Source organism: Geobacillus sp. BMUD, from assembly GCF_013096845.1.
In the GTDB taxonomy this organism is placed as follows: domain Bacteria; phylum Bacillota; class Bacilli; order Bacillales; family Anoxybacillaceae; genus Geobacillus; species Geobacillus vulcani.
Map to the genome: position 1 here is coordinate 24,942 of NZ_SDLA01000019.1, position 24,350 is coordinate 49,291.

19 protein-coding genes are annotated in these 24,350 nt (G+C 46.3%); 18 read left to right on the forward strand and 1 reads right to left on the reverse strand.

Annotation, left to right across the window (positions count from 1 at the left end):
• Positions 1 to 31 precede the first annotated feature (31 nt).
• From ETC05_RS15505 to ETC05_RS15575, 15 genes are all read left to right on the forward strand, one after another.
• Positions 32 to 646 carry a polysaccharide deacetylase family protein gene (locus tag ETC05_RS15505; protein ID WP_084177502.1) on the forward strand — a complete coding sequence of 205 codons (615 nt, stop codon included), beginning with the start codon at positions 32 to 34 and terminating at the stop codon, positions 644 to 646.
• Between the two features lie 49 nt (positions 647 to 695).
• The gene (locus ETC05_RS15510; RefSeq protein ID WP_031409215.1) at positions 696 to 2,813 is read left to right on the forward strand and encodes a glycoside hydrolase family 52 protein; all 2,118 of its coding nucleotides are present in this window, start codon (positions 696 to 698) and stop codon (positions 2,811 to 2,813) included.
• A gap of 2 nt (positions 2,814 to 2,815) precedes the next feature.
• Positions 2,816 to 3,811 carry an endo-1,4-beta-xylanase gene (locus tag ETC05_RS15515; protein ID WP_031409217.1) on the forward strand — a complete coding sequence of 332 codons (996 nt, stop codon included), beginning with the start codon at positions 2,816 to 2,818 and terminating at the stop codon, positions 3,809 to 3,811.
• An 861-nt stretch (positions 3,812 to 4,672) separates the two neighbouring features.
• Positions 4,673 to 6,316, forward strand: coding sequence for an extracellular solute-binding protein (locus ETC05_RS15520; protein WP_171661379.1), 1,644 nt, complete (start codon positions 4,673 to 4,675; stop codon positions 6,314 to 6,316).
• A gap of 106 nt (positions 6,317 to 6,422) precedes the next feature.
• Positions 6,423 to 7,370 (forward strand): ABC transporter permease, encoded by a 948-nt coding sequence (locus ETC05_RS15525; RefSeq protein ID WP_171661380.1) that lies wholly within the window; start codon positions 6,423 to 6,425, stop codon positions 7,368 to 7,370.
• A gap of 14 nt (positions 7,371 to 7,384) precedes the next feature.
• Complete coding sequence (locus tag ETC05_RS15530) at positions 7,385 to 8,275, forward strand: carbohydrate ABC transporter permease (protein ID WP_031409223.1); 891 nt, start codon at positions 7,385 to 7,387, stop codon at positions 8,273 to 8,275.
• Positions 8,276 to 8,290: 15 nt separating this feature from the next.
• Entirely contained in the window at positions 8,291 to 10,345 is a 2,055-nt protein-coding gene (locus ETC05_RS15535) for an alpha-glucuronidase family glycosyl hydrolase (RefSeq protein WP_044743641.1), read from the forward strand.
• A gap of 14 nt (positions 10,346 to 10,359) precedes the next feature.
• On the forward strand, positions 10,360 to 11,874 hold the full coding sequence (locus ETC05_RS15540) for a GH39 family glycosyl hydrolase (protein WP_171661381.1): 1,515 nt from the start codon (positions 10,360 to 10,362) through the stop codon (positions 11,872 to 11,874).
• Between the two features lie 29 nt (positions 11,875 to 11,903).
• Positions 11,904 to 12,857, forward strand: a complete 954-nt coding sequence (locus ETC05_RS15545; RefSeq protein ID WP_171661382.1) for a sugar kinase — start codon at positions 11,904 to 11,906, stop codon at positions 12,855 to 12,857.
• Between the two features lie 23 nt (positions 12,858 to 12,880).
• On the forward strand, positions 12,881 to 13,555 hold the full coding sequence (locus tag ETC05_RS15550) for a bifunctional 4-hydroxy-2-oxoglutarate aldolase/2-dehydro-3-deoxy-phosphogluconate aldolase (RefSeq protein WP_033012552.1): 675 nt from the start codon (positions 12,881 to 12,883) through the stop codon (positions 13,553 to 13,555).
• 93 nt (positions 13,556 to 13,648) lie between these two features.
• On the forward strand, positions 13,649 to 14,347 hold the full coding sequence (locus tag ETC05_RS15555; RefSeq protein WP_031409232.1) for a GntR family transcriptional regulator: 699 nt from the start codon (positions 13,649 to 13,651) through the stop codon (positions 14,345 to 14,347).
• A gap of 400 nt (positions 14,348 to 14,747) precedes the next feature.
• Positions 14,748 to 16,151, forward strand: a complete 1,404-nt coding sequence (uxaC, locus tag ETC05_RS15560) for a glucuronate isomerase (RefSeq protein ID WP_171661383.1) — start codon at positions 14,748 to 14,750, stop codon at positions 16,149 to 16,151.
• Positions 16,152 to 16,170: 19 nt separating this feature from the next.
• Positions 16,171 to 17,286, forward strand: a complete 1,116-nt coding sequence (gene uxuA, locus ETC05_RS15565) for a mannonate dehydratase (RefSeq protein ID WP_031409236.1) — start codon at positions 16,171 to 16,173, stop codon at positions 17,284 to 17,286.
• Positions 17,262 to 18,107, forward strand: a complete 846-nt coding sequence (locus ETC05_RS15570) for an SDR family oxidoreductase (protein WP_031409238.1) — start codon at positions 17,262 to 17,264, stop codon at positions 18,105 to 18,107. The genes uxuA and ETC05_RS15570 overlap by 25 nt, the downstream gene beginning before the upstream one ends.
• 80 nt (positions 18,108 to 18,187) lie before the next feature.
• On the forward strand, positions 18,188 to 18,829 hold the full coding sequence (locus ETC05_RS15575; protein ID WP_033012676.1) for a YesL family protein: 642 nt from the start codon (positions 18,188 to 18,190) through the stop codon (positions 18,827 to 18,829).
• A 368-nt stretch (positions 18,830 to 19,197) separates the two neighbouring features.
• Here the strand turns inward: ETC05_RS15575 and ETC05_RS15580 are convergent, their stop codons facing one another.
• Positions 19,198 to 20,421 (reverse strand): endo-1,4-beta-xylanase, encoded by a 1,224-nt coding sequence (locus ETC05_RS15580; protein ID WP_171661384.1) that lies wholly within the window; start codon positions 20,419 to 20,421, stop codon positions 19,198 to 19,200.
• Between the two features lie 566 nt (positions 20,422 to 20,987).
• Here ETC05_RS15580 and ETC05_RS15585 point away from each other — a divergent pair.
• From ETC05_RS15585 to ETC05_RS15595, 3 genes are read left to right on the forward strand one after another with little or no spacing between them, the layout of a single operon-like run.
• On the forward strand, positions 20,988 to 21,782 hold the full coding sequence (locus ETC05_RS15585; protein ID WP_031409244.1) for a Nif3-like dinuclear metal center hexameric protein: 795 nt from the start codon (positions 20,988 to 20,990) through the stop codon (positions 21,780 to 21,782).
• Positions 21,783 to 21,803: 21 nt separating this feature from the next.
• On the forward strand, positions 21,804 to 22,466 hold the full coding sequence (locus ETC05_RS15590; RefSeq protein ID WP_031409246.1) for an SGNH/GDSL hydrolase family protein: 663 nt from the start codon (positions 21,804 to 21,806) through the stop codon (positions 22,464 to 22,466).
• 8 nt (positions 22,467 to 22,474) lie between these two features.
• On the forward strand, positions 22,475 to 24,013 hold the full coding sequence (locus tag ETC05_RS15595) for a cellulase family glycosylhydrolase (protein ID WP_202807095.1): 1,539 nt from the start codon (positions 22,475 to 22,477) through the stop codon (positions 24,011 to 24,013).
• Positions 24,014 to 24,350: the final 337 nt, after the last annotated feature.

The following is a 24,350-nucleotide window of genomic DNA, read 5'->3' on the forward strand; positions in this document are numbered from 1 at the left end:
AGAGAGGGAGAAGATCATGTTGCAGCCGAAGATGATTGAATGTGTTGAGACGCCTCATAAAGTGGTTGCCATAACGTTTGATGACGGCCCGAATCCAGTTTATACATTTGACGTTTTAGAAATATTGGAAAAGGTATCCGGAAAGGCTACCTTTTTTATGATTGGCAGTCATATGGAAAAGTATCCAGAAGTGGTGGAAACCGTCGAGGCACAAGGCCATGAAATCGGCAACCATACGTATTCTCATGCCAATCTGACTTCCGTGCCGAAAGACGAAATTTTACAAGAAATCGGGAAGGCGGATGCGATCATCGCTGAGATGACCGGTACAAAGGCCGCTGTCTTCCGTCCTCCTTATCTTAACTATAACGAAACGGTCGTTTCGCTCTGCAGTCATTTCGGCTACCAAATGATCGGCGCGCTCAATACCGATGCGCGAGACTGGGAGCAACCGGGCGTTGATTATATTGTTCGAAAGACTCGCGGCCATATAAAAAACGGGAGCATCCTCCTTTTTCATGATGGATTTGGGGATCGCTCACAAACGATCGAAGCCGTCCGTATCCTTGCAGCCGAGTTGCATGCGCAAGGGTACAAGCTGGCTACGGTCAGCGAATTGCTGGAACTGCAGGGCGGAAGCGGCTGATGTTCTAATCTGATGATGTGCATAGTGAAAAAGGGAGAGTGAGTGATTCATGCCAACCAATCAATTTTTCAACGCCCACCACTCACCGGTTGGAGCGTTTGCCAGCTTTACATTAGGGTTTCCAGGAAAAAGCGGGGGATTGGATCTTGAACTCGCCCGTCCCCCGCGGCAAAACGTATTGATTGGTGTCGAATCGTTACATGAATCGGGCTTATATCATGTCCTTCCGTTTTTGGAAACAGACGAAGAAGATGAAAGCAAACGGTATGACATCGAAAATCCCGACCCGAATCCGCAAAAACCGAACATTCTAATCCCATTTGCCAAAGAGGCGATTCAACGTGAATTTCATGTGGCCACAGATACATGGAAGGCTGGAGATTTAACGTTTACGATTTATTCTCCTGTAAAAGCGGTGCCAGATCCGGAAACCGCGGACGAGGAAGAACTCAAGCTGGCGTTGGTTCCAGCTGTCATCGTGGAGATGACGATTGATAATACAAATGGAACAAAGGCCCGGCGGGCGTTTTTCGGGTTCGAAGGCACCGATCCGTATACTTCGATGCGGCGGATCGATGACACATGCCCGCAACTGCGCGGGGTTGGGCAAGGGCGAATGGTTGGCATCGTTTCCAAAGACGAGGATGTTCGCTCCGCGTTGCATTTTAGCATGGAAGATATTTTAACGGCACAGCTGGAAGAAAACTGGACGTTTGGGCTTGGCAAAGTGGGCGCCTTAATTGTCGATGTGCTGGCAGGCGAAAAGAAAACTTATCAATTTGCGGTTTGTTTTTACCGAGGCGGGTACGTGACGGCGGGAATGGATGCTTCCTATTTTTATACCCGTTTCTTTCAAAATATTGAGGAAGTCGGCCTTTATGCCCTGGAGCAGGCGGAAGTATTGAAGGAGCAATCGTTCCGTTCCAATAAGCTGATTGAAAAAGAATGGCTGTCCGATGATCAAACATTTATGATGGCGCACGCCATTCGCAGCTACTACGGCAATACGCAGCTGTTAGAGCACGAGGGGAAACCGATTTGGGTGGTCAACGAAGGCGAGTACCGGATGATGAATACGTTTGATTTGACCGTTGACCAACTCTTTTTTGAACTGAAACTGAATCCATGGACGGTCAAAAATGTTCTCGATTTGTACGTCGAGCGCTACAGTTACGAGGATCGCGTTCGTTTTCCGGGAGAAGAGACAGAATATCCGGGCGGCATCAGTTTTACTCACGACATGGGAGTAGCCAATACGTTCTCGCGCCCGCACTACTCGTCATACGAGCTGTATGGCATTAGCGGCTGCTTCTCGCACATGACGCACGAACAGCTTGTCAACTGGGTGCTTTGCGCGGCGGTGTACATTGAACAAACGAAAGACTGGGCATGGCGCGACAAGCGGCTTGCTATTTTGGAGCAATGCCTAGAAAGCATGGTTCGCCGCGATCATCCCGATCCGGAACAACGAAATGGCGTAATGGGACTCGACAGCACCCGCACGATGGGCGGGGCGGAAATTACGACATATGACAGTTTGGACGTTTCCCTCGGCCAAGCCCGCAACAATTTATATTTAGCAGGTAAATGTTGGGCGGCCTATGTAGCGCTTGAGAAATTGTTCCGTGATGTCGGCAAGGAAGAATTGGCCGCACTGGCGGGAGAGCAGGCGGAAAAATGCGCCGCGACGATCGTCAGCCATGTAACCGATGACGGGTATATTCCGGCGGTCATGGGAGAAGGAAACGACTCAAAAATCATTCCCGCCATTGAGGGACTTGTGTTCCCTTATTTCACCAATTGCCATGAGGCCTTGGACGAAAACGGACGCTTTGGAGCATATATTCAAGCGTTGCGCAACCATTTGCAATACGTGTTGCGGGAAGGAATTTGCCTGTTCCCGGATGGAGGCTGGAAAATTTCTTCAACGAGCAACAACTCTTGGTTAAGCAAAATTTACCTATGTCAGTTCATTGCCCGTCATATTTTAGGCTGGGAATGGGATGAACAAGGCAAACGGGCCGATGCCGCCCATGTCGCTTGGCTCACCCATCCGACATTATCCATTTGGAGCTGGAGTGATCAAATCATCGCGGGTGAAATTACCGGCAGCAAATATTACCCGCGCGGCGTGACAAGTATTTTGTGGCTTGAGGAGGGAGAATAACGATGTGCTCATCCATCCCGTCCCTTCGCGAAGTGTTTGCCAATGATTTTCGCATCGGGGCAGCAGTCAATCCAGTGACGCTAGAAGCCCAACAATCGCTGTTGATCCGCCATGTAAACAGCCTTACCGCCGAAAACCATATGAAGTTTGAACATCTTCAGCCAGAGGAGGGGCGGTTTACGTTCGACATCGCCGATCAAATCATCGACTTCGCCCGTTCTCATCACATGGCCGTTCGCGGACATACGCTCGTATGGCATAACCAAACCCCGAGCTGGGTGTTTCAAGACAGCCAAGGGCATTTCGTCGGCAGAGATGTGTTGCTGGAACGGATGAAATCTCATATCTCCACGGTTGTACAGCGATACAAAGGGAAAGTCTATTGTTGGGATGTCGTCAACGAAGCGGTCGCCGATGAGGGGAGCGAATGGCTGCGCTCCTCAACGTGGCGACAAATCATCGGCGATGATTTTATTCAGCAGGCGTTTCTTTATGCCCATGAAGCAGACCCAGAGGCGTTGCTGTTTTACAACGACTATAATGAATGTTTTCCGGAAAAACGCGAGAAAATTTACACACTAGTAAAATCTTTGCGTGACAAAGGAATTCCCATTCACGGCATCGGCATGCAGGCGCACTGGAGCCTGAACCGCCCGACGCTTGATGAAATTCGCGCGGCGATTGAGCGATATGCGTCTGTCGGAGTCATTCTCCATATTACCGAACTTGATATATCGATGTTTGAATTTGACGATCATCGAAAGGACTTGGCTGCTCCTACAAACGAAATGGTCGAACGGCAGGCAGAGCGGTACGAGCAAATTTTCTCTCTCTTCAAGGAATATCGTGATGTCATTCAAAATGTCACGTTTTGGGGAATTGCCGATGACCACACGTGGCTTGACCATTTCCCTGTGCAAGGAAGAAAAAATTGGCCCCTTTTGTTCGATGAACAACACAACCCCAAACCGGCTTTTTGGCGGGTGGTGAATATGTAAAAGGTTGGTGAAAAACCGCTGTTTTCCTTGATCGATGGGCGAAGGGACGAAAATAGGGGCTGGTGCTGCCAAGGTTTTTCTACTTGAGAAACGATTCCGGGAAGCGGTTGCGCGAGTCAATCACCTGTCCCCTAAACATATAGTGAAGAGGGGAAAATAGAGCTTAGCTCTCCCCCTCTTCCATTATAATAAAAAACTTTCAGAAAAGTATTGAATATAGGAAGGGTTTTCTTTATAATGAAGATAAAAACTAGTATACTAGTATTACTAGTAAGCAAATATCGTGTAAGATTGTGCATTTGCTTTTTGAACTATATAAGTTGCCATTTTGTTTTCCATGGTATTGTTCGCTCTTCTTGTCACCGTGCCAGCTTGTCAGGTGATAAAGACGGGACATGGAGATCGGAAATTCTTTATTACAACCTATATAGTTGAAATTTTGTTTTTCATCCCACTGATCAACCGCCTCGTTCGGTCCGATCAAGCCTGTACTTGGATGAAAACCGAAACGAACAATCAGGAATTCTTTATTGCAACGTAGTATTTTCAAACTAGTATATTAGAATGGTAATTTTATGATTGATAATCGAATTTGTATAGCCAAAGAGAGAAAGTAGTGAAAAACGAGGGTTCTTTTGGTGGGCGTACGATTCATCAAAAAGGAAAGTGGCTGCTATCCTCCTCCATTTGAAACAGACCGCAGGAAAGTAGAGGTTTCGGCTAAATTTATAAATTTTTTATTTGAAATCGCTTACCTTCCAGACCTGAAAGGGGGGATTTATTTAAAGAGAGACCGAGATTGCTTTCCTTACGGTGGTTGTGAGCAAGGGGGATCAAGAAAATGGGATTGGAGGGAGAAAGGTGTTAAAAAAGGTGTTTGCTACTTTAACGGCAACTGTGTTGGCAGCTAGCATGCTTGCGGGATGTACAGACAATGAATCCGCTTCATCCGGCGGATCTAGTGAATCAAAAGATGGAAAAGTCACGATTACAACCGTGCGTACGCTAAAAGATGATACAAAATTTCGAGACGGAGAAGATCTTAATAACAACCCGATTACACGGTGGTCGGAAAAAGAGCTAGGGATTAAATGGAAAACACTATGGACAGCTCCGAACGATGAGCAATACCACAATAAAATTCGCCTAGCCCTATCTTCCGGTCAAAAACTGCCTGATGTATTCAAAGTATCAGATGGACAATTAATCAATGATTTAATTCGTTCAGGAAAAGTGATGTCTGTCGATGAGGCCATTGAGAAATATGCGTCACCGAGATTGAAGAAAATTTATGAGCAATTTCCCGAAGCGTTTTATCCGGCTACGGTCGACGGAAAACGTTATGGAATTCCGCGTTTTTCTGGAGGAAATGGTTCAGACTCCTTGCTTTGGATTCGCAAAGATTGGCTTGATAAGTTAGGACTCCAGCCACCAAAAACGATTGAAGATCTTGAAAAAATTATGGATGCGTTTGTCAACAAAGACCCGGATGGAAACGGAAAAAAGGATACAATCGGCTTAACGTTGGCAAGCAAAAATGGCTTGGCGACATGGCTGGCGGATGGCAGCTTTATTTTCGGTGCTTACGGCGATTATGTGCCAGGCTCATGGTCAAAAGGAGAAGACGGTTCTTTGGTCTATGGTTCCGTTCAACCGTCTATGAAAAAGGCTCTAGAAAAATTGAACGAATGGTATAAAAAGGGGTACTTGGATAAAGAAGTAGGTATTTTAGATGAACAAACGGCCATTGAAAGTTTTGTTGCTGGGAAGTCCGGGATTATTTCTGCTCCGCCTTGGGCAGCTGGTTGGCCGATCACGGACGCATTGAAAAATAATCCGGGAGCCGTAGTTGAGCCGTATCCGCTACCGAGCGGTCCGGACGGAAAAATTGGTCGACGCGGTGAGGGATTAGTGACCGGCATGTTCTTGTTTAGTAAGGATTTTAAACATATGGATAAATTTTTCCAATACTTAGATGAAGCTTATGCTTATGTGTACAACGACTCGAAATATTTTAAATATGGGTTGGCTGAGGGATACGATTATGTTCTAAAGGATGGAAAACCTGTTTATGACGACAAACAAATTCCAGGTGGAAGGATAGACCCGGGTGCTTATTTCATCACTGAGGCGATTCCGACGGTTCCGTATATGCTTTATGATCTTGTAGAAGAATTGTATACAACGAAACGTCAACCGAAAAACGCCTATGAGTATACACGCATTGTAGCTCTAGGCGAATCATTTATGAAAGCGGCTACAATTGTCAATGAACAAAATCAATACCGTATTGAAAATGAATTTACAGGACCTCCAACGAAGACGATGCAAAAAAGAGGGGAATTTTTGACGAAAATGGAGCGGGAGACGTTCGCTAACATTATTTATGGTCGGGCTCCTCTTAGTGCATTTGACGAATTCGTGAAAAAATGGGAAGAATCTGGCGGTAAAGAGATTACAAAAGAAGTAAATGAATGGTATCAATCAGTAAAGAAGGCGAAGTAACTGTTTTTGATCATGGTGCGGACGGAATACAGACCGTAAACCACCGATGTCCGCACCTGTCTTTTTCACAAATGATGGTGCTGAGAAGTTGAAAGGGGGAGAACCGATGCAGTCCGCCGTGAATGTAAAAAAGCAAACGGCCGCCCTTGAAGTACAAAAAACGCCGAAAAGAAGAGGAACGTGGCAGTTGCATGCGATGTTGCTTCCAGCCCTTGCTATTGTATTCATTTTTCAGTACATTCCAATGTTTGGATTGGTGATGGCGTTTCAAGATTATGAGCCATGGCTCGGATTTTTACATTCACCTTGGGTTGGCTTCGAACACTTTAAGACCATGTTCGAATATGAAGATGCCCGACAAGTCATATGGAATACGTTGGTTATTTCTACTCTTAAGATCATCTTTAATCTTGGGGTGCCACTGACCTTTGCATTGCTGCTCAATGAAGTGTATATGATGAAGTTTAAACGAACAGTTCAAACGATAGTATATTTACCACATTTTTTATCCTGGGTCATTCTTGGGGGAATTTTGATTGATATGCTTTCGCCTGAAGGGGGAATTGTCAATCGTTTTTTATCCTTGTTTGGTGTACAACCGATTTTCTTTCTCGGTGATAATGATTGGTTTCGCACAGTCGTTGTCGTGACTGATATTTGGAAAGAATGTGGATTCAATACGATCGTGTTTTTAGCTGCTCTTACTTCAATCAATCCGTCGTTGTATGAAGCCGCCATTGTGGATGGGGCGAATCGCTGGCAGCAAACCATTTACATTACGTTGCCTTCCATGTTGCCGATTATTATCGTTGTGGGGACTTTATCGTTAGGAAACATTTTAAATGCTGGGTTTGACCAAATTTTAAACTTGTATAACCCCCTTGTTTACAAAACGGGCGATATTATTGACACGTACGTTTACCGCGTTGGTCTTTTAAACGGGGATTTTAGCTATGCGACGGCCGTTGGGTTATTTAAATCGATCATTAGCTTTATTTTAGTGGTGATAGGATATCGCCTTGCTTATAAGTATGCCAACTATAAAATCTTTTAAGGGAGGGGAGGCATATGAATCATCATTATCAAAAAAGCTTGTCCTACAAAATATTTACTATTTTTAACTATACCTTTTTAACGGTTGCTGCGTTGCTTTGTATTTTGCCTCTTATTCATATTTTAGCTGTTTCTTTTAGCGGCAGCGCAGCAGCAACGGCCAATTTGGTCGGGTTTTGGCCTGTCGATTTTACGCTAGATGCGTACGAAAAAACGATTGGAAACGAAAACTTTTTGCGCTCTCTCTGGAATTCGTTTTTACGGGTCGTATTAGGGACAGCCATTTCCATGGCCGTTATGTTGTGTGCAGCCTATCCGTTGTCCAAAAGTGACAAGGCATTTCGCGGACGAAAAATTTATATGTGGTTTTTCGTTTTTACGATGCTGTTCCATGGCGGGCTTGTACCGACCTATATGGTTGTGACAAAGCTTGGGTTGACGGATACGATTTGGGCGCTTATTTTGCCGTCTGCCGTCAGTTCGTTCAACTTAATCTTGCTTGTGAATTTTTTCCGTACTTCAGTGCCCAAATCGCTTGAGGAAGCTGCTTTGATGGACGGAGCAAATCACTTTACGATTTTTTGGAAAATTTATTTACCGATTTCTGTTCCAGCGATTGCGACGATTTCGCTGTTTACGATGGTATTCCATTGGAATTCATGGTTTGACGGGATGATTTATATGTCCGATGTTAAGCATTACCCGTTGTCGACTTTCTTGCAAACGATTATTGTCCAACAAGATTTTACCAAAATGAGTGTTGACGCAGAAACGTTGCAAAATTTGTCTGAACGGACGGTAAAAGCCGCGCAAATTTTTATCGCAGCGTTGCCGATGCTGATCGTTTATCCGTTTGTGCAAAAGTTTTTCGTCAAAGGGATTGTCTTAGGGGCGGAAAAGGAATAAGAGGGGGAAGTGAACATGGTAACGGAATACGAACCTTGCTGGCTAAGATATGCGAAAAATGATCAGTATGAAGATAATCAATCGCTGTTTACAACGATCGTAGCAAAAGGAGAGTCTCCGATCTTCGGTGCTGCAGTCGAAGAGTTACGAACTGGCATCATATCGATGTTTGGTTGTGAGCCGCAAGTGGTGCGGGAGGCGAAACAAACAAGCTTCATTTGGCTTGGCACATTTGACGATGAGGAGTTGAAACATCAATCGCGCGACAGGGAAAGGGCAACGATTATTCATCCAGAAGGATATGTCATCCGCTCCGACGTCCGTAATGGGCAATCACGCATCTACATCGTCGGGCGGACAGACAAAGGTGTTTTGTATGCGGTGTTTCATTTCCTCCGTCTATTGCAGATGAAAGAGAATGTGGACGATGTATCGATCGTCGAGCAGCCAAGCAATAAATTGCGCATGATCAATCATTGGGACAACATGGACGGCAGCATTGAACGCGGATATGCCGGACAATCCATTTTCTTTGTCGACGGTCAGTTTGTGAAACAAAAACAGCGGATCAAAGACTATGCTCGGTTGCTTGCCTCGGTTGGTATCAATGCCATTTCGATCAATAATGTGAATGTTCACAAACTGGAAACCAAATTAATTACGGAAGAGTTTTTGCCGGAAGTGGCGCAAGTGGCTGATATTTTTCGAATGTATGGCATCAAATTGTTTTTGAGCATTAACTATGCCAGCCCTGTAGAAATTGGGGGGCTTTCGACCGCGGATCCGCTTGATCGGGATGTACAGCGGTGGTGGAAGGAGACGGTGGCGCGGATTTACCGTTACATCCCTGATTTTGGCGGCTTCGTCGTTAAGGCCGATTCCGAGTTTCGCCCCGGCCCGTTCACCTATGGACGCAGTCATGCGGAAGGGGCCAATATGTTGGCAGAGGCGTTGGCGCCGTTTGGCGGCCTCGTTGTTTGGAGATGTTTCGTATATAACTGTCAGCAAGACTGGCGTGATCGAACGACCGATCGGGCCAAAGCGGCGTATGATCACTTCAAACCGCTCGATGGACAGTTTCGTGAGAATGTCGTCTTGCAAATTAAGAACGGTCCCATGGATTTTCAAGTAAGGGAGCCGGTTTCTCCGTTGTTCGGGGCCATGCCGAAAACGAATCAAATGATGGAAGTGCAAATTACTCAAGAATACACGGGGCAACAAAAACATTTATGTTTCTTGATCCCGCAGTGGAAAGAAGTGCTCGATTTTGATACGTATGCGAAAGGAAAAGGATCGGAAGTAAAAAAGGTCATTGGCGGCTCACTATTTGGCTATCAATATAGCGGGATGGCGGGAGTGTCCAATATTGGAAATGACCCAAACTGGACCGGGCATACATTGGCGCAAGCGAACTTGTACGGATTTGGGCGGCTCGCTTGGAATCCGGATTTGTCTGCCGAAGAGATTGCCCGCGAATGGATTGCGCAAACGTTTGGGGACGATCCAGACGTGATTGCGACGATCTGTTGGATGCTTCTTGCTTCTTGGAACATCTATGAAAATTACACCTCTCCGCTCGGTGTTGGTTGGATGGTGAACCCGGGGCACCATTACGGGCCAAATGTGGACGGATATGAATACTCGCACTGGGGAACGTACCACTATGCTGACCGTGATGGAATCGGAGTGGATCGGACAGTTGCGACAGGGACCGGATATACGGCGCAATATTTTCCGGAGAATGCGGCGATGTATGAATCGCTAGATACGTGTCCTGATGAGCTGCTTTTATTTTTCCATCACGTTCCGTACACGCATCGGCTGCACTCTGGAGAAACAGTGATTCAACACATTTACAATACGCATTTTGAAGGGGTTGAGCAGGCGGAACAGTTAAAGAAATGTTGGGAACAGCTGGAGGGGAAAATGGACGCGAAACGGTACCAAGATGTATTGGAACGGTTGACGATGCAAGTGGAACATGCCAAAGAGTGGCGCGATGTCATTAATACGTATTTTTATCGAAAGTCAGGGATCGATGATCAATATGGCCGGAAAATTTATCGATGAATGGGGGAGAATTCATGAAAGTGATCCACGTGCCTGCCAACGGGAAAGAGCAGTTTAAAAAGAACTGGAAATTTTGCGTTGGCACTGGGCGGCTTGGCCTCGCCTTGCAAAAAGAGTATCTCGATCATTTAAAGCTCGTGCAAGAGAAGATCGGATTTCAATACATCCGCGGTCACGGGCTGCTTTCCGATGATGTCGGAATTTACCGGGAAGTCGAAATCGACGGGGAAATGAGGCCGTTTTATAACTTTACGTATATCGATCGGATTTTCGATTCGTATCTAGCTTTGAACATTCGTCCATTTGTTGAGCTCGGATTTATGCCCTATGCGCTTGCGTCAGGAGACCAAACCGTTTTTTATTGGAAAGGCAATGTTACCCCACCAAAAGATTATGACAAATGGCGAGATCTCATTGTGGCAGTCGTTTCCCATTTTGTAGAGCGGTACGGAATTGAGGAAGTACGGACATGGCCGTTTGAAGTATGGAACGAGCCTAATTTGGTAAACTTTTGGAAGGATGCGGATAAGGAAGAGTATTTCAAGCTTTATGAAATAACAGCGAGAGCGGTAAAAAGCGTCGATCCACATCTGCAAGTAGGGGGACCGGCCATTTGTGGAGGAAGCGATGAATGGATTACGGACTTTCTTTGCTTCTGCGCTGAACGGAAAGTGCCGGTGGATTTTGTCAGCCGACATGCTTATACGTCGAAAGCCCCGCATAAGAAAACGTTTGAGTATTACTATCAAGAGTTGGAGCCGCCTGAAGATATGCTAGAGCAATTCAAAGCGGTGCGCCAGCTGATTCGCCAGTCTCCTTTTCCGCATTTGCCTTTGCATATTACGGAATATAATACGTCATACAGTCCGATCAACCCGATTCATGACACGGCGCTCAATGCCGCATACATCGCTCGCATTTTGAGCGAAGGGGGAGATTACGTTGACTCGTTTTCGTATTGGACGTTTAGCGATGTGTTTGAGGAGATGGATGTGCCGAAAGCATTATTCCACGGCGGATTCGGTTTAGTGGCGCTTCATTCGATTCCAAAACCAACCTTTCATGCATTCACGTTCTTTCAAGCTCTCGGTGAAGAGTTGCTTTATCGCGATTCGAACATGATCGTGACAAAGCGAAAAGACGGGTCGATCGCTGCTGTGCTATGGAACTTAGTCATGGAGAAAGGGGAGGAATGGGTCGAAGAGATGCAGCTAGTCATTCCCGTTCCGTTTTCCGTAGCGTTTGTCAAACAACAAACGGTGAATGAGCAGTACGGAAACCCTTGGAGGGTTTGGAAGCAGATGGGACGGCCTCGCTTTCCAAACCGGCAAGCGGTGGAAACGTTGCGACAAGTTGCGCGTCCTCATGTCTCGACAGAGCAAAAAAAGGCAATGGATGGCATGATTCACTTATCTATCGCTCTATCCAAAAATGAAGTGACGTTAATTGAGATTGAACACGTTCGCGATGAAACAAGCACCTATGTCGGTTTAGATGATAGTGAAATGACAGCGTACTCTTCCGAATAATATACAAATCGTTGCAATGGAGGGATCAGATGGACGTCGTCACGATGGGGGAAGCGATGGCCGTATTTACACCGATCGGCGGTGGATTTATGAGGCAGGCGCTCACTTTTACACGACGAATCGGCGGTGCGGAAGCGAATGTGGCCGTCGGCCTTGCCCGCTTAGGCCACCGTGTCGGTTGGATGAGCAAAGTGGGAGACGATGAGTTTGGGAAAGCGATTTTGTCTTTCCTGCAAGGAGAAGGCGTGGATGTCAGCCGAGTGAAAACGGATCCGAAGGCGCCAACCGGTATTTACTTTAAGGAAAAAAGGCGTCCGGGCGATACGAGGGTGTATTACTATCGCCAAGGATCGGCGGCAAGCCGGTTAACCCCTAATGATTTGGATGAGGAATATATCGCGAAGGCGAAGTATTTGCATATTACCGGAATTACTCCGGCGCTTAGCAGGGATTGTTATGAAACGATCGTTGCGGCCATGGCCATGGCTCGCCGCCACGGAGTGAACATTGTCTTTGACCCGAATGTCCGGTTGAAGCTGTGGCCTAAAGTGGAGGAAGCGCGAGAGGTGCTTCTTCAGCTCGCCGCTCAAGCGGATATCATTCTCCCCGGGGCTGCCGAAGCTGCGTTTTTGCTTGGCGACCAATCGGTGGAAGAGTGGGGAAACCAGCTGTTGACTGCGGGTGCATCTCTTGTGGTCATCAAGTTAGGAGCCAGTGGGGCGCATTATTTTACGAACACCTACCACGAATATGTGCCAGGGTTCCCTGTGGGACAGGTGGTGGATCCTGTTGGCGCGGGGGATGGATTTGCGGCTGGTTTGTTATCAGGATTGCTTGATGGTCTTCCCTTGACCGAAGCGGTTCGACGGGCGAATGCCGTTGGAGCACTGGCAACGATGGTTGAAGGAGATGCGGAAGGCATGCCTGAACGAGATGAGGTAGAACGATTAATGGGACAACAAGGGGAAGATGTGATTCGGTAGGAGTGAAGGAGGAGCAAATCTCGATGAATGCATTGGCAATGATCAAAGACATCGGCATCGTTCCCGTGGTCCGCGGTGCGACACCAGATCGGATTCTTCCGATCGCTTCTGCGCTGCAACGAGGAGGGATTCCGATTCTGGAAATTACGATGGAAACCGATCGAGCGCTCGAGGCTCTAGAAAGAGCGGTGTACGAATGCAAGGGAATGGTCATCGGGGCAGGAACGGTGCTGGATGCCGAAACAGCTCGGCAGGCCATTGCTGCTGGGGCGCAATTTATCGTCTCCCCCTCTCTCACGATTGATGTTATAGAGGTTGCAAAGCAACACCACGTTGTCATGATTGCTGGCGGATTAACCCCAACTGAAATCGTCACGGCTTTTCAACATGGTGCTGATATGGTAAAAGTGTTCCCTGCCCATGTATTTGGACCGAGCTATATTCGCAGCTTAAAAGAGCCGCTTGCCCATATTCCCTTGATAGCCACAGGGGGGATTCAGTTCAAAACGGTTGTAGAGTATATCAACGCGGGAGTGGATGCTGTGGGGGTCGGAAATGCGTTGGTCCCCTCTAAGGGTGGCGTAAGCGAAGAGCAATGGGAAGAAGTGGCCGCCCGCGCTGCCCAGTGGGTTTCGGCCGTGCAGACAGAAAGAAGAAAGAACGCTAAAGGAGGAAGTAGTGGGAAACTTGGAAAGTAATTATTTTTTTACTACTATAGGTAAAAAATGAAATCATCGATTTTATCTATCACTGACATACGAGGATATTGGATCAAAAAGGAGAATGAAACGATGATGTTTACCGCCCAACAAAGTCAACAGATTAAAAGCTCGATCAGAGGATCGGCCCGCGATCAGTTGTATGAAATGCTAAAGGAAAAAATTTTGCGTCTCGAGCTTGAACCGGGCACGAAAATTTCGGAGAAAGAAATCGCAGAACAACTGCATATTAGCCGCACTCCAGTCAGAGAGGCGTTTTTAAAGTTGGCGCAAGAAGAATTGCTTGATATCATTCCGCAAAGCGGCACCATTGTTTCACGCATCAATTTGGAGCACGTGGAAGAAGGCAGGTTTATTCGAGAAATTGTTGAAAAGGAAGTGGCGGCTCTGGCGTGTCAAACGTTTCGTCAAGACCAGTTGTTCGAGTTGGAAAAAAACATTGCGATGCAAGAGCTATGCGCCGAGAAAGGAAATTCTCTCGAGCTGTTTGAACTTGACGAGCGATTTCACCAACTCATTTATGATGGTTGTCGGATGTCGCGTTCATGGAAGATGGTCCAAAGTCTCAACGGACATTTTAATCGTTTGCGTGTGCTGCGGTTGTCCGCGAATTTGGATTGGAGCATTATTATTTCTCATCATAAACAAATTTACCGTCTGATTGCGGATAAAGAGGCGGAAAAAGTGCGACAGGTAATGGAGGAGCATTTGCGTCTTGTCGAGATTGAAAAAGACGTGCTGAAAAGGCAATACCCTCATTATTTTGTCTAAAAGGCCGGTGAAAAACGCCTGCCACGAGCAAATCAGTGGCATTTCGTCAAAAAAGAAGGTTGATTTCGCCAGTCTTTTCTAACGGAGAAATAGGTGGAATAGAAGTATTTTGTACGAAATCACCGCCCCTCTAAAGGGCTGACGAAAAACCGCTGCTTCCCTTGAACGATGGGGAACGCGTGCACCGAAGGGCCGATGCTACAGGATTGTTTTCTTTGAGAAATGATACTGGAAGCGGCATACTCCCTTAAACGAAACCATTGACGTGAGAACAAAGCAGCTTCATCTGACTGCCAACAACAGGATGTTCCTTGCGTGCGAACGATCGATACGGCCGCTCTTTCTCCTGATGATCGAACGCGGTGCCGAGCATATAGGGACAGGAAGGAGGAACGGATTCTTGGCAGCATTCATTCACGACCATTTTCTGTTGCAAAACAAACATGCCGAAGTGTTGTACCATGACTATGCCAAAAGGTTGCCGATCATTGATTATCATTGCCATTTAAGCGCGAAGGAGATTGCCGAGGACCGACGATTTCACGACATGACAGAGCTTTGGCTTGAGGGAGATCATTACAAATGGCGAGCGATGCGCGCGCTCGGGGTGGAGGAAAAATACATTACCGGAAGCACTTCGCCTGAGGAGAAATTTCAGGCATGGGCGAAAACGGTGCCGTATTGCATCGGAAACCCGCTCTATCATTGGACGCATTTAGAATTAAAACGCTATTTCCAAGTTGATGCCTTGCTTAGCGAGCGAACGTGGAAGGACATATGGACTCATTGCAACGAATTGCTCCAGCAAGAAGGGTATTCGGCCCGTTCTTTCATTCTTCAATCGAATGTGGAATGGATCGGAACAACGGATGATCCACTCGATGACCTAATGGATCATCGAAAAATCGCCCAAGACCCGTCGTTTTCGGTGAAAGTTGTGCCATCATTTCGGCCTGATGCTGTGTTTGAGATTAACCGTTCGTCCTTCTTCGATTACGTAAGCAAGCTAGGGGAAGCGGCCGGGCTGGCGATCGACAGTTATGGCCACCTATTGCAAGCACTCGAAAACCGGGTTTACTATTTTCATGATTCAGGGTGTCGGATAGCCGATCACGGTCTCGAATCGATGCCGTACGCTGAATGTACCTTGGATGAGGCGAGTGCCATTTTTCAAAAAAGAAAAGAGGGGTTTGCTCTCAGTCAAGAAGAGAACGAAAAATATCAAACGTTCACGTTATGTTTCTTAGCGCGTTTATATCATTCTCTTGGGTGGGTGATGCAGCTCCATATAGGCTCGATTCGGAATACAAACCAAAAGCGGTTTCAACAGTTGGGGCCGAATACAGGATACGATTCAATTAACGACTTTTTCCTGGCCCGGCCGTTAAATGCTTTTCTGAATCGATTGGAATATGAAGGGCAGTTGCCGAAAACGATTTTGTATACATTAAACCCCGCTTACAACTATATTGTCGCGTCAACGATTGGCAACTTTCCCGCCGAAGGAATAAAAGGGAACGTCCAATTTGGGGCAGCTTGGTGGTTTAACGACCATCGGGATGGCATCATTCGCCATCTTCGCGATCTAGCGAATGTCGGCCTATTCAGCACATTCGTTGGGATGTTGACCGACTCAAGAAGCTTCCTATCTTATGTGCGCCATGAATATTTTCGCCGGATTTTATGCAATGAGATCGGGGCTTGGATTGAAAAAGGGGAGGTTCCGCAAGATTACGAGTTTTTAGGAAAAATCGTTCAAGACATTTGTTATTTCAATGCGAAACAATACTTTGATTTGGTGTGAATGGGGGATCGAACGTGTCATGAGAATGACGTTTCGTTGGTTCGGCAAGGATTATGATACGGTTTCATTAGATCATATTCGCCAGATTCCCGGAGTCGAAGGGATTGTCGGGGCGTTGTATCACATCCCGGTCGGGGAAGTATGGCCGCTAGAAGACATAGTGGAATTGAAACGGCAAGTGAACGAAAAAGGCTTTCACCTTGAGGTTATTGAGAGTGTCAACGTTCATGAAGATATTAAACTCGGCCTGCCTTCGCGGCAGCGGTATATCGAAAACTATAAACAAACGATCCGCAACTTGGCGAAAGCTGGGGTGAAAGTGATTTGTTATAATTTTATGCCCATTTTCGATTGGACGCGTTCCGATTTGGCGAAAAGGCGTCCTGACGGATCGACAGTGCTCGCCTACGAGAAGCGAAAAATTGAACAAATTGCTCCGGAGGAGATGATCCGACGCATCGAAAATGGAGCAAATGGATTTTTGCTTCCGGGATGGGAGCCAGAACGGTTGAAAACGATTAAACCGCTTTTTGCCCTCTATAAAGGAGTGACAGAGGACGATTTGTTTGATCATTTGCGTTACTTCTTGGAGCACATTATTCCGGTCGCGGAAGAATGCGGCGTTCGAATGGCGCTTCACCCCGATGATCCTCCATGGTCGGTGTTCGGGCTGCCGCGGATTGCGACGAATAAGGAAAATTTAGATCGGATTGTTCGCTTGGTCGACAGCCCGGCGAATGGGTTAACGTTATGCTCCGGTTCGCTTGGAGCCAATCCGGACAATGATGTTTCCGAGATTTTCCGCTACTTTTTACGTATGGATCGCGTGCCGTTTGCTCATGTACGCAATATCGAGATTCATGAAAACGGCGATTTTGAGGAAACGTCCCATCGGAGCTGTGACGGTTCATTAAATATATGTGAGATCGTCAAAGCGTTGCATGAAGCGAATTTTCGAGGATACATCCGTCCCGATCACGGCCGGATGATTTGGGGGGAACAAGCGCGTCCCGGCTACGGGTTGTATGACCGGGCACTCGGCATTATGTATTTGCTCGGGATTTGGGACAGTTTAGAAAATGAGAAAAGAAAGCGGGAAGGAGAGAAAGCATGCTCCCCATCCATCCAAGTCTAAAGGGAAAAGTGGCGGTTGTCACAGGCGGAGGCGGAGTGTTATGCAGCTGCATGGCAAAAGAGCTGGCCCGTCAAGGGATGAAAGTAGTGATCTTGAATCGAACATTGGAGAAAGCGGAAAAAGTCAAGAATGAGATTGTTGAACAAGGGGGAGAGGCGTTGGCTATTTCGTGTGACGTACTCGATGTTGAACGTGTTAGGCGGGCGGCGGAAACGGTAGCGGAAGTATACGGACCTTGCGATGTTTTAATTAACGGAGCGGGTGGCAACCATCCACAGGGGATCACCACAAAGGAAACGTTAGAGATGGCTGATCTTGAAAATCAAGAAGTAACAACATTTTTTGACTTAACCACGGAAGGGTTTTCTTATGTTTTTGACGTCAATATTCTTGGGACGATCATTCCGACGCAGCAATTTCTGAAACAGATGGTCGGTAGGGGAGGAACGATTATCAATATTTCTTCGATGAGCGCCCCGCGCCCGATGACGAAAGTGCCGGCGTACAGCGCAGCCAAAGCGGGGATTGAAAACTTCACCAAATGGCTCGCCGTGCACGTGGCCGAAGTCGGGGTTCGCGTCAACGCCATTGCCCCCGGGTTCTTTTTGACGAAGCAAAACGAACATTTGCTCAAGCAGCCCGATGGATCGTATAGCGAGCGGACAAAAAAAATCTTGGCGCATACGCCAATGGGGCGGCTAGGTAGACCAGAAGATTTGTTAGGAACGCTTCTTTGGCTTGTCGATGATCAAACAAGCGGGTTCGTCACCGGCACTGTGATCCCAGTTGACGGAGGATTTTTAGCTTATGCCGGAGTTTGAAGGGAGAATAAACAAAGTCTCCCTTCTTTTTTCGTCTTATGTTATACTGATTTTAGCAAAAAAATTAAAGGTGATGAATGATGCGCACTGGTCTGTTGGACGGGAAGCTTTATCGGGCGTGCGAATGGGTGACAAGGCTCGCATACGTTAACTTGTTGTGGATTTTTTTTACTATTATCGGGCTGGTGATCTTCGGGATTGCTCCTGCGACAGTGGCGCTATTTACCGTTATAAGGAAATGGATATTTTTTCACGATACAGAGATTCCTGTGTTGAAAACGTTCGCCCGCACGTATAAGCGCGAATTTTGGCGAGCCAATCGGATCGGTTTGTTTCTTTTGGCAATGGGGTATATTTTTTACGTTGATATGCTTTATCTCGCTCATGTTTCGCCGGAATGGAAATTTCCATTTTCTGTAGCCTTGCTCGTCGTTTTTCTTTTTTATACCGTTGTATTGTTGTATGTGTTTCCGCTTTATGTCCATTACGAATTGCGTTTCTGGCAATATATGAAGTATGCTTTGTTGATCGGAATGGCCAATCCGCTTATGACACTTGTCATGTTGATTGGCCTCGGAATTCTGTTGTTCGTCCTCATGTATATTCCTGGGCTGATTCCGTTTTTCAGCATCAGCACGATGGCTTTGGTCGTGATGGGCACTGCATTGCGCGTATTTCGAAAAATGGAGGAAAAGCAGGAAATGTGGCAACAAGGAAAATAAAATGATGCGTGTGAAATGGGCAGATCAAGGCGACCTGCAGCGAAAAGGAGGAAACTCACCTCATCCGTCGGTGAAATGCGCGTTGCCATAACGAACCGGTTTGACACGTATGAAAATCCGATTTGGAGAAAGGTCGATTTTTTTACAGGGGAATGGTTTCGCCAAAGGATGTACTTGGCTTGTAAAGACAAACCTCATCATATTGCGTGAGGAATTAATTGGTGAAAAAGAAGAATGTGGTTTTCATTTTCTTGTCAAGTACAATTTTTAGCGAAGAGCTAAGGGAATAAAGATACTACCTTTCTTGAAACAGAAACAGAGAGGGGATCGTTACTTTCGACCTCCCTCTCTTTCCTTTTCGATCAGTCTCACTTATGATCGATAATGGCCCAATACGCAGGTTTTACGTGGTATTCGGGGTCGAACAGAAACGGCGCGTCTTTTCCTTTCCCTTTTTCCACGCTCGTGTACGGGGCTTTCGGGTCTACCACCACATTGCCGTCAGCGTCATAGTAAACATCTGCTCGACTATCGAGCCACGTATGGTTGTCGGCGATGCCCCAGAAGGTGACGTTGCTGATTTTATCGCCAAGTTTTTCATACAGCTTAAACAATCGGTCATAGCGAGCCGCTTGGTCCAAAAACTTTTGTTCCGGAATGGCGTCATACGACGGGTAGGCGCGCGGCGGCCAGCCGTACATGCTCACATCCAGCTCCGTAATTTGATTGTCTAACCCTAGATCGGCAAACATGTTGATCGTTTTTTCGATTTCTTCTTCAGAAGGCCAGCCAATTTGGATGTGGGACTGGTGGCCAATCCCGTCAATGGGAACGCCTTCTTCTTTTAATTGTTTCACTAAGTTATAAAGAGCGCTTCGCTTCGGTTCCACTTCGGTATTGTAATCGTTGATGTACAGTTTAATCTTGTTGCCGCCATATGTTCTCGCCGTTTGGAATGCTACCTTGATATAATCGATGCCGGCGATTTGATACCACGGGGAATTGCGCAATTTTCCATCATCCCCGACTACCTCGTTCACGACATCCCAATATTTGATGTCGTCTTTATACCGTTCGACAATCGTTTTAATATGGGTTTCGAGCCGTTTCAGTAACAGCTGTTTATTTTGTTCGCGCTTTGCCGGGTCCGTTTCATTGACCATCGGCTTGCCTTCCTTGTCAAGAAAGAACCATTGCGGTACTTGGCTATGCCAAACGAGGGTGTGGAAGCGGATATCCATATGATGTTTTTTAGCAAATCGGACGATTTGATCCGCCTCAGCAAAATTGAATTTTCCTTCTTCGGGTTGGATGTTGATCGGTTTCATAACGTTCTCAGCGACAATGCTGTTAAAATGGCGTTTCAGCATTTGGACGTCTTTTTCGTTTTGCAACTGATAAGGTTCAACGGCCGCCCCAATAGTGAAGGAATCTTTGTAGCGCTGATCCAATTGAGGGGCGTGCAATGCGCTGATTCGCGGCGTTTTAGCGTATGATGGTTCCGTTTTTGCCAATACATTCGTCATCCCCAAAGGAAGCAGCAGCATAAACGAGAATCCAACGATCATCGCTTTCCGTGATGGTTTCCACACGATCAGGTCTCCTCCTTAACTTTTTCTATAGTATTCATCGCAAAACGACATGAACAAACAGAAAGCGCTTACCACTCCCTTTCTTTGTTAGTGGTCAACGTAGCGAGATAAGTGCCGGATTGCGCGAGAAGATCGATGGTTGTCGAGAGGTTGACCTGATTTTATTTTAACAACACCAACTTGGTTTATACATTAAATATACTAAGTTTTTTTATTATTGTCAAAACGGAAGCGGTCATTTTCATGTCTGGGTAAATCCGCTCTGTTGATTCACCGCTTCACGCCAGGGAGGAAGAGCAGGACCTACTAGGAAGGTTTTTCAGAAAGAAATCAAGACGGTGGGGCTCGCTTATTCAGCCATCAACCTTTGAAGGAAGAGGAATATGAACCATGACGTCGATGGTGTGGAAAGCTGGATTCTGACAGGAATAAGGATTGATGTTCCTCCTGTAGCAGAAAGACGCTTGAAAGTTTGAAAAATTCTTTATAAAATTAGTTTATAGGGTAAACATACTTAGCGAACCCAAGCGATTGAAGGAATTCAAATTTCAGAAAGGAATAGAGCGATGACTGTTACGGTTCAAACGGTGATAGAACGATTGACAGCCGGTGCAGAGCGCCTTTCCTCTACAGTAGATACGCTTAAATATGGGGATCCGGGCACGGAAGTGAGGGGGATCGCCGTCAGTTTCATGCCTACGTATCGCGTCATTGAGCAAGCTGTCCGAATGGGAGCCAATCTTCTCATTACTCATGAAGGGTTGTTTTATAGTCACCTTGACCATGATGAAACGGTAAAAAACGACCCGGTGTATCAAGAAAAAGTTCGCCTAATCCGTGAGTCAGGCATCGCGATTTATCGTTTTCACGACTACTGGCATCGCTACCAGCCTGACGGGATCGTGGATGGTTTAGTCCGGGCTTTGGGGTGGGAGTCGTATGTTTCTAAATACGAACCGACGGCTGCGATGTTGACAATTCCTAGGATGGCGGCTACGGAGATGGTCAGCACAATAAAGGAAAGATTAGGCATTTCATTCATAAGGGTTGCGGGGGACATCTCGGCCTTATGTACGCGTGTCGCGCTGCTGGCCGGCTATCGTGGCCACGGATCGTTGGCGATTCCGTTGTTTGAAAAAGAGAAGCTTGACGCGATTATTTATGGTGAAGGACCTGAATGGGAAACGCCGGAATACGTTCGAGACGCCGTACAGCAAGGGAGGCAACACGTATTGGTAGTGTTAGGGCATGCAGAAAGCGAGGAGCCTGGTATGAGATACTTGGCTGAGAAGCTAAGGGCCATGTTTCCGGCCATTCCTGTGTATTTTCTCTCGGAAAAACCAATTTTTCATTTTTTGTAATCATTGAAGGAGGAAAGAAACATGATCCTTGGCAAAGGGCAGAAGCTGTTGTTTATTGGCGACTCGATAACGGACTGCGATCGCGCCAAGCCAGAGGGGGAGGGATTATTCGGCGCGTTAGGCACAGGATATGTATCCTATGTCAACGGTCTTTTGCAAGCCGTTTATCCGGAACTTGGGATTCGGGTTGTCAATAAAGGAATCAGCGGCAATACGGTTCGGGATTTGAAAGCAAGATGGCAGGAGGATGTGATTGCCCAAAAGCCGGACTGGGTATCAATCATGATTGGGATTAACGATGTTTGGCGGCAGTACGATTTACCATTCATTAAAGAAAAACATGTGTACGTGGATGAGTACGAAGAAACGCTCCGCAGCCTTGTGATGGAGACGAAGCCGCACGTTACGGGAATCATCCTTATGACCCCGTTTTATATCGAAGGGAATGAGCACGATCCGATGCGCCGGACCATGGACGAGTACGGTCTCGTTGTCAAACAAATTGCCGAAGAGACAAACAGTATATTCGTCGATACCCAGGCTGCTTTTAACGAGGTATTAAAGACTCTTTATCCGGCGGCATTGGCTTGGGATCGCGTTCACCCGTCTGTTGCGGGACATATGATTCTAGCAAGAGCGTTTTTGAAGGCCGTCGATTTTGATTGGAACAGATCCAATGGATGAAATGAAGGTTGGATGAACACCAGTCCGATGAAAAAATAAGCAAAAGTGGAAGAAAGGATGGGGTACATATGGAAATGCTTAAGGTTACTAAAAATAAGATTACTGATCAAAAAGGAAATCCTGTGCAATTAAGAGGTACTTGTATCGGCGGTTGGATGAATATGGAGGATTTTATTAATGGCTATACCGGTTCAGAGCATGCATTGCGCTATACGGTTGCTGAAGTCATTGGAAAAGGGAAGGCTGAATTTTTGTTTGAGAGAATGCAACACTACTTCTTTGGAGAAGACGATATCCGGTTTATTAAGAGCTGGGGGGCCAATGTTATTCGTCTGCCATTGAATTATCGGCATTTTGAGGATGACGAACGCCCGTTTACTTACAAGGAAAGCGGATTTGAACGTTTGGATCACATCATCAACTTGTGTGAGAAGCATGAGTTATATGTGATTTTAGATCTCCATGCTGTTCAAGGATATCAAAATACCCACTGGCATTCAGATAATGATATTCGCCATAGTCTGTTTTGGCATGACCGAACGTACCAAGACCGGTTTGTCGCATTATGGGAGGAGTTCGCACGCCGTTATCGGGGAAGAGCGGTGATTGCTGGTTATAACTTGATGAATGAACCTTGCGTGAATACGCCCCACGGGGATTATCCGCATACTTTTTTTAACAATTACAAGCCAGATTGGGACAGGATCAACCGTATTTACCGGCGGGCAGTCGAGGCTGTGCGCAATATCGATCCAGACCATATTATTTTTCTTGAAGGTGATAGATATTCTACTTTATTCGAGGGATTGGAAGCACCGTTTACGGATAATCTCGTTTATAGTAGCCATAATTATACGGCGGCAGGATTTGGGCCAGGGCCGTATCCAGGGGTGGCGGATGCAAAAAATGCCCGTGTCACAGGAGGAAAATATTGGGATAAAGAAGTACAAAGGCAGGAGTTTAAAAATCACCAAGGCACAAAGTTTGCTGAAAAATACCATGTTCCGCTTTGGATAGGGGAGTTTGGTTCCGTGTATAATGGGCCGGCCAATGAAATTCCTGACCGTTTGCGGGCCATGGACGACCAAATTAGTATTTTCGAAGAGTTTGGAGCGCATTGGACGACATGGACATATAAAGATGTCGGGGTAATGGGACTCGTCACTCTTGATCCGGAATCAGAGTATATGCAACGGATCGCTCCGATTATTAAGCTGAAGCATGCATTAAATACGGATGATTGGATGGTTTGGCTTCCGGGCTTTAAAGCAAGAAAGGCGGTTGAAGAATTGGCGTCCCATCTAGAAGAAGTGATTGGAGACCCTGATATTGTGCATAGTCATAACGTTGCTTGCCTCTCTCAAGCCGTTTTAACAGTGTATACCGGGGCATTGATTCAGCCGGCGTACGCCAAACTTTTTAAAGGTTTATCGGAGGAAAAAATTGACGAGATTATGCAGTCATTTGCATTTAAAAACTGCAAGGTCAACGAGGGTTTATTACAGGTATTAACGAAGTACACTAGTCGCTCTGTTTCTCATTCATAAATAACTTAGAAGGCCGGTGAAAAACAACAGATTCTCTCGATTGGTGAGAAATCACAAGGAATGAAATGATGACGTTGCAAGGTTTTTTAGTTTGAGAAACATTGTTGGAGAGCAGTATTTCCCCTTAAATCACCAGCCTCTTAGAAAACAAGATTAGTTTGAATCCTTGTAAGATGTTCGGTGAGAGGGGCTCTGACGGGGGGTGATGGCTGTAAATTAGCACATTATTTCAGAATCCCTTTTTCAAATTATTTCGGACGGATTCGGAAATAATGTGCAAAATCTTTGCGAATTATTCCAGGTTTTGCAGATTATTTCCGAACATTTGCACATTATT

Bases quoted from the DNA above. Each gene is read 5' to 3' on its own strand.
- ETC05_RS15525 (WP_171661380.1), top strand. From the start codon at position 6,423: ATGCAGTCCGCCGTGAATGTAAAAAAGCAAACGGCCGCCCTTGAAGTA.
- ETC05_RS15535 (WP_044743641.1), top strand. From the start codon at position 8,291: ATGGTAACGGAATACGAACCTTGCTGGCTAAGATATGCGAAAAATGAT.
- ETC05_RS15505 (WP_084177502.1), top strand. From the start codon at position 32: ATGATTGAATGTGTTGAGACGCCTCATAAAGTGGTTGCCATAACGTTT.
- ETC05_RS15515 (WP_031409217.1), top strand. From the start codon at position 2,816: ATGTGCTCATCCATCCCGTCCCTTCGCGAAGTGTTTGCCAATGATTTT.
- ETC05_RS15530 (WP_031409223.1), top strand. From the start codon at position 7,385: ATGAATCATCATTATCAAAAAAGCTTGTCCTACAAAATATTTACTATT.
- ETC05_RS15545 (WP_171661382.1), top strand. From the start codon at position 11,904: ATGGACGTCGTCACGATGGGGGAAGCGATGGCCGTATTTACACCGATC.
- ETC05_RS15585 (WP_031409244.1), top strand. From the start codon at position 20,988: ATGACTGTTACGGTTCAAACGGTGATAGAACGATTGACAGCCGGTGCA.
- ETC05_RS15555 (WP_031409232.1), top strand. From the start codon at position 13,649: ATGATGTTTACCGCCCAACAAAGTCAACAGATTAAAAGCTCGATCAGA.
- ETC05_RS15570 (WP_031409238.1), top strand. From the start codon at position 17,262: ATGCTCCCCATCCATCCAAGTCTAAAGGGAAAAGTGGCGGTTGTCACA.
- ETC05_RS15540 (WP_171661381.1), top strand. From the start codon at position 10,360: ATGAAAGTGATCCACGTGCCTGCCAACGGGAAAGAGCAGTTTAAAAAG.
- ETC05_RS15510 (WP_031409215.1), top strand. From the start codon at position 696: ATGCCAACCAATCAATTTTTCAACGCCCACCACTCACCGGTTGGAGCG.
- uxuA (WP_031409236.1), top strand. From the start codon at position 16,171: ATGAGAATGACGTTTCGTTGGTTCGGCAAGGATTATGATACGGTTTCA.
- ETC05_RS15550 (WP_033012552.1), top strand. From the start codon at position 12,881: ATGAATGCATTGGCAATGATCAAAGACATCGGCATCGTTCCCGTGGTC.
- ETC05_RS15590 (WP_031409246.1), top strand. From the start codon at position 21,804: ATGATCCTTGGCAAAGGGCAGAAGCTGTTGTTTATTGGCGACTCGATA.
- ETC05_RS15575 (WP_033012676.1), top strand. From the start codon at position 18,188: ATGCGCACTGGTCTGTTGGACGGGAAGCTTTATCGGGCGTGCGAATGG.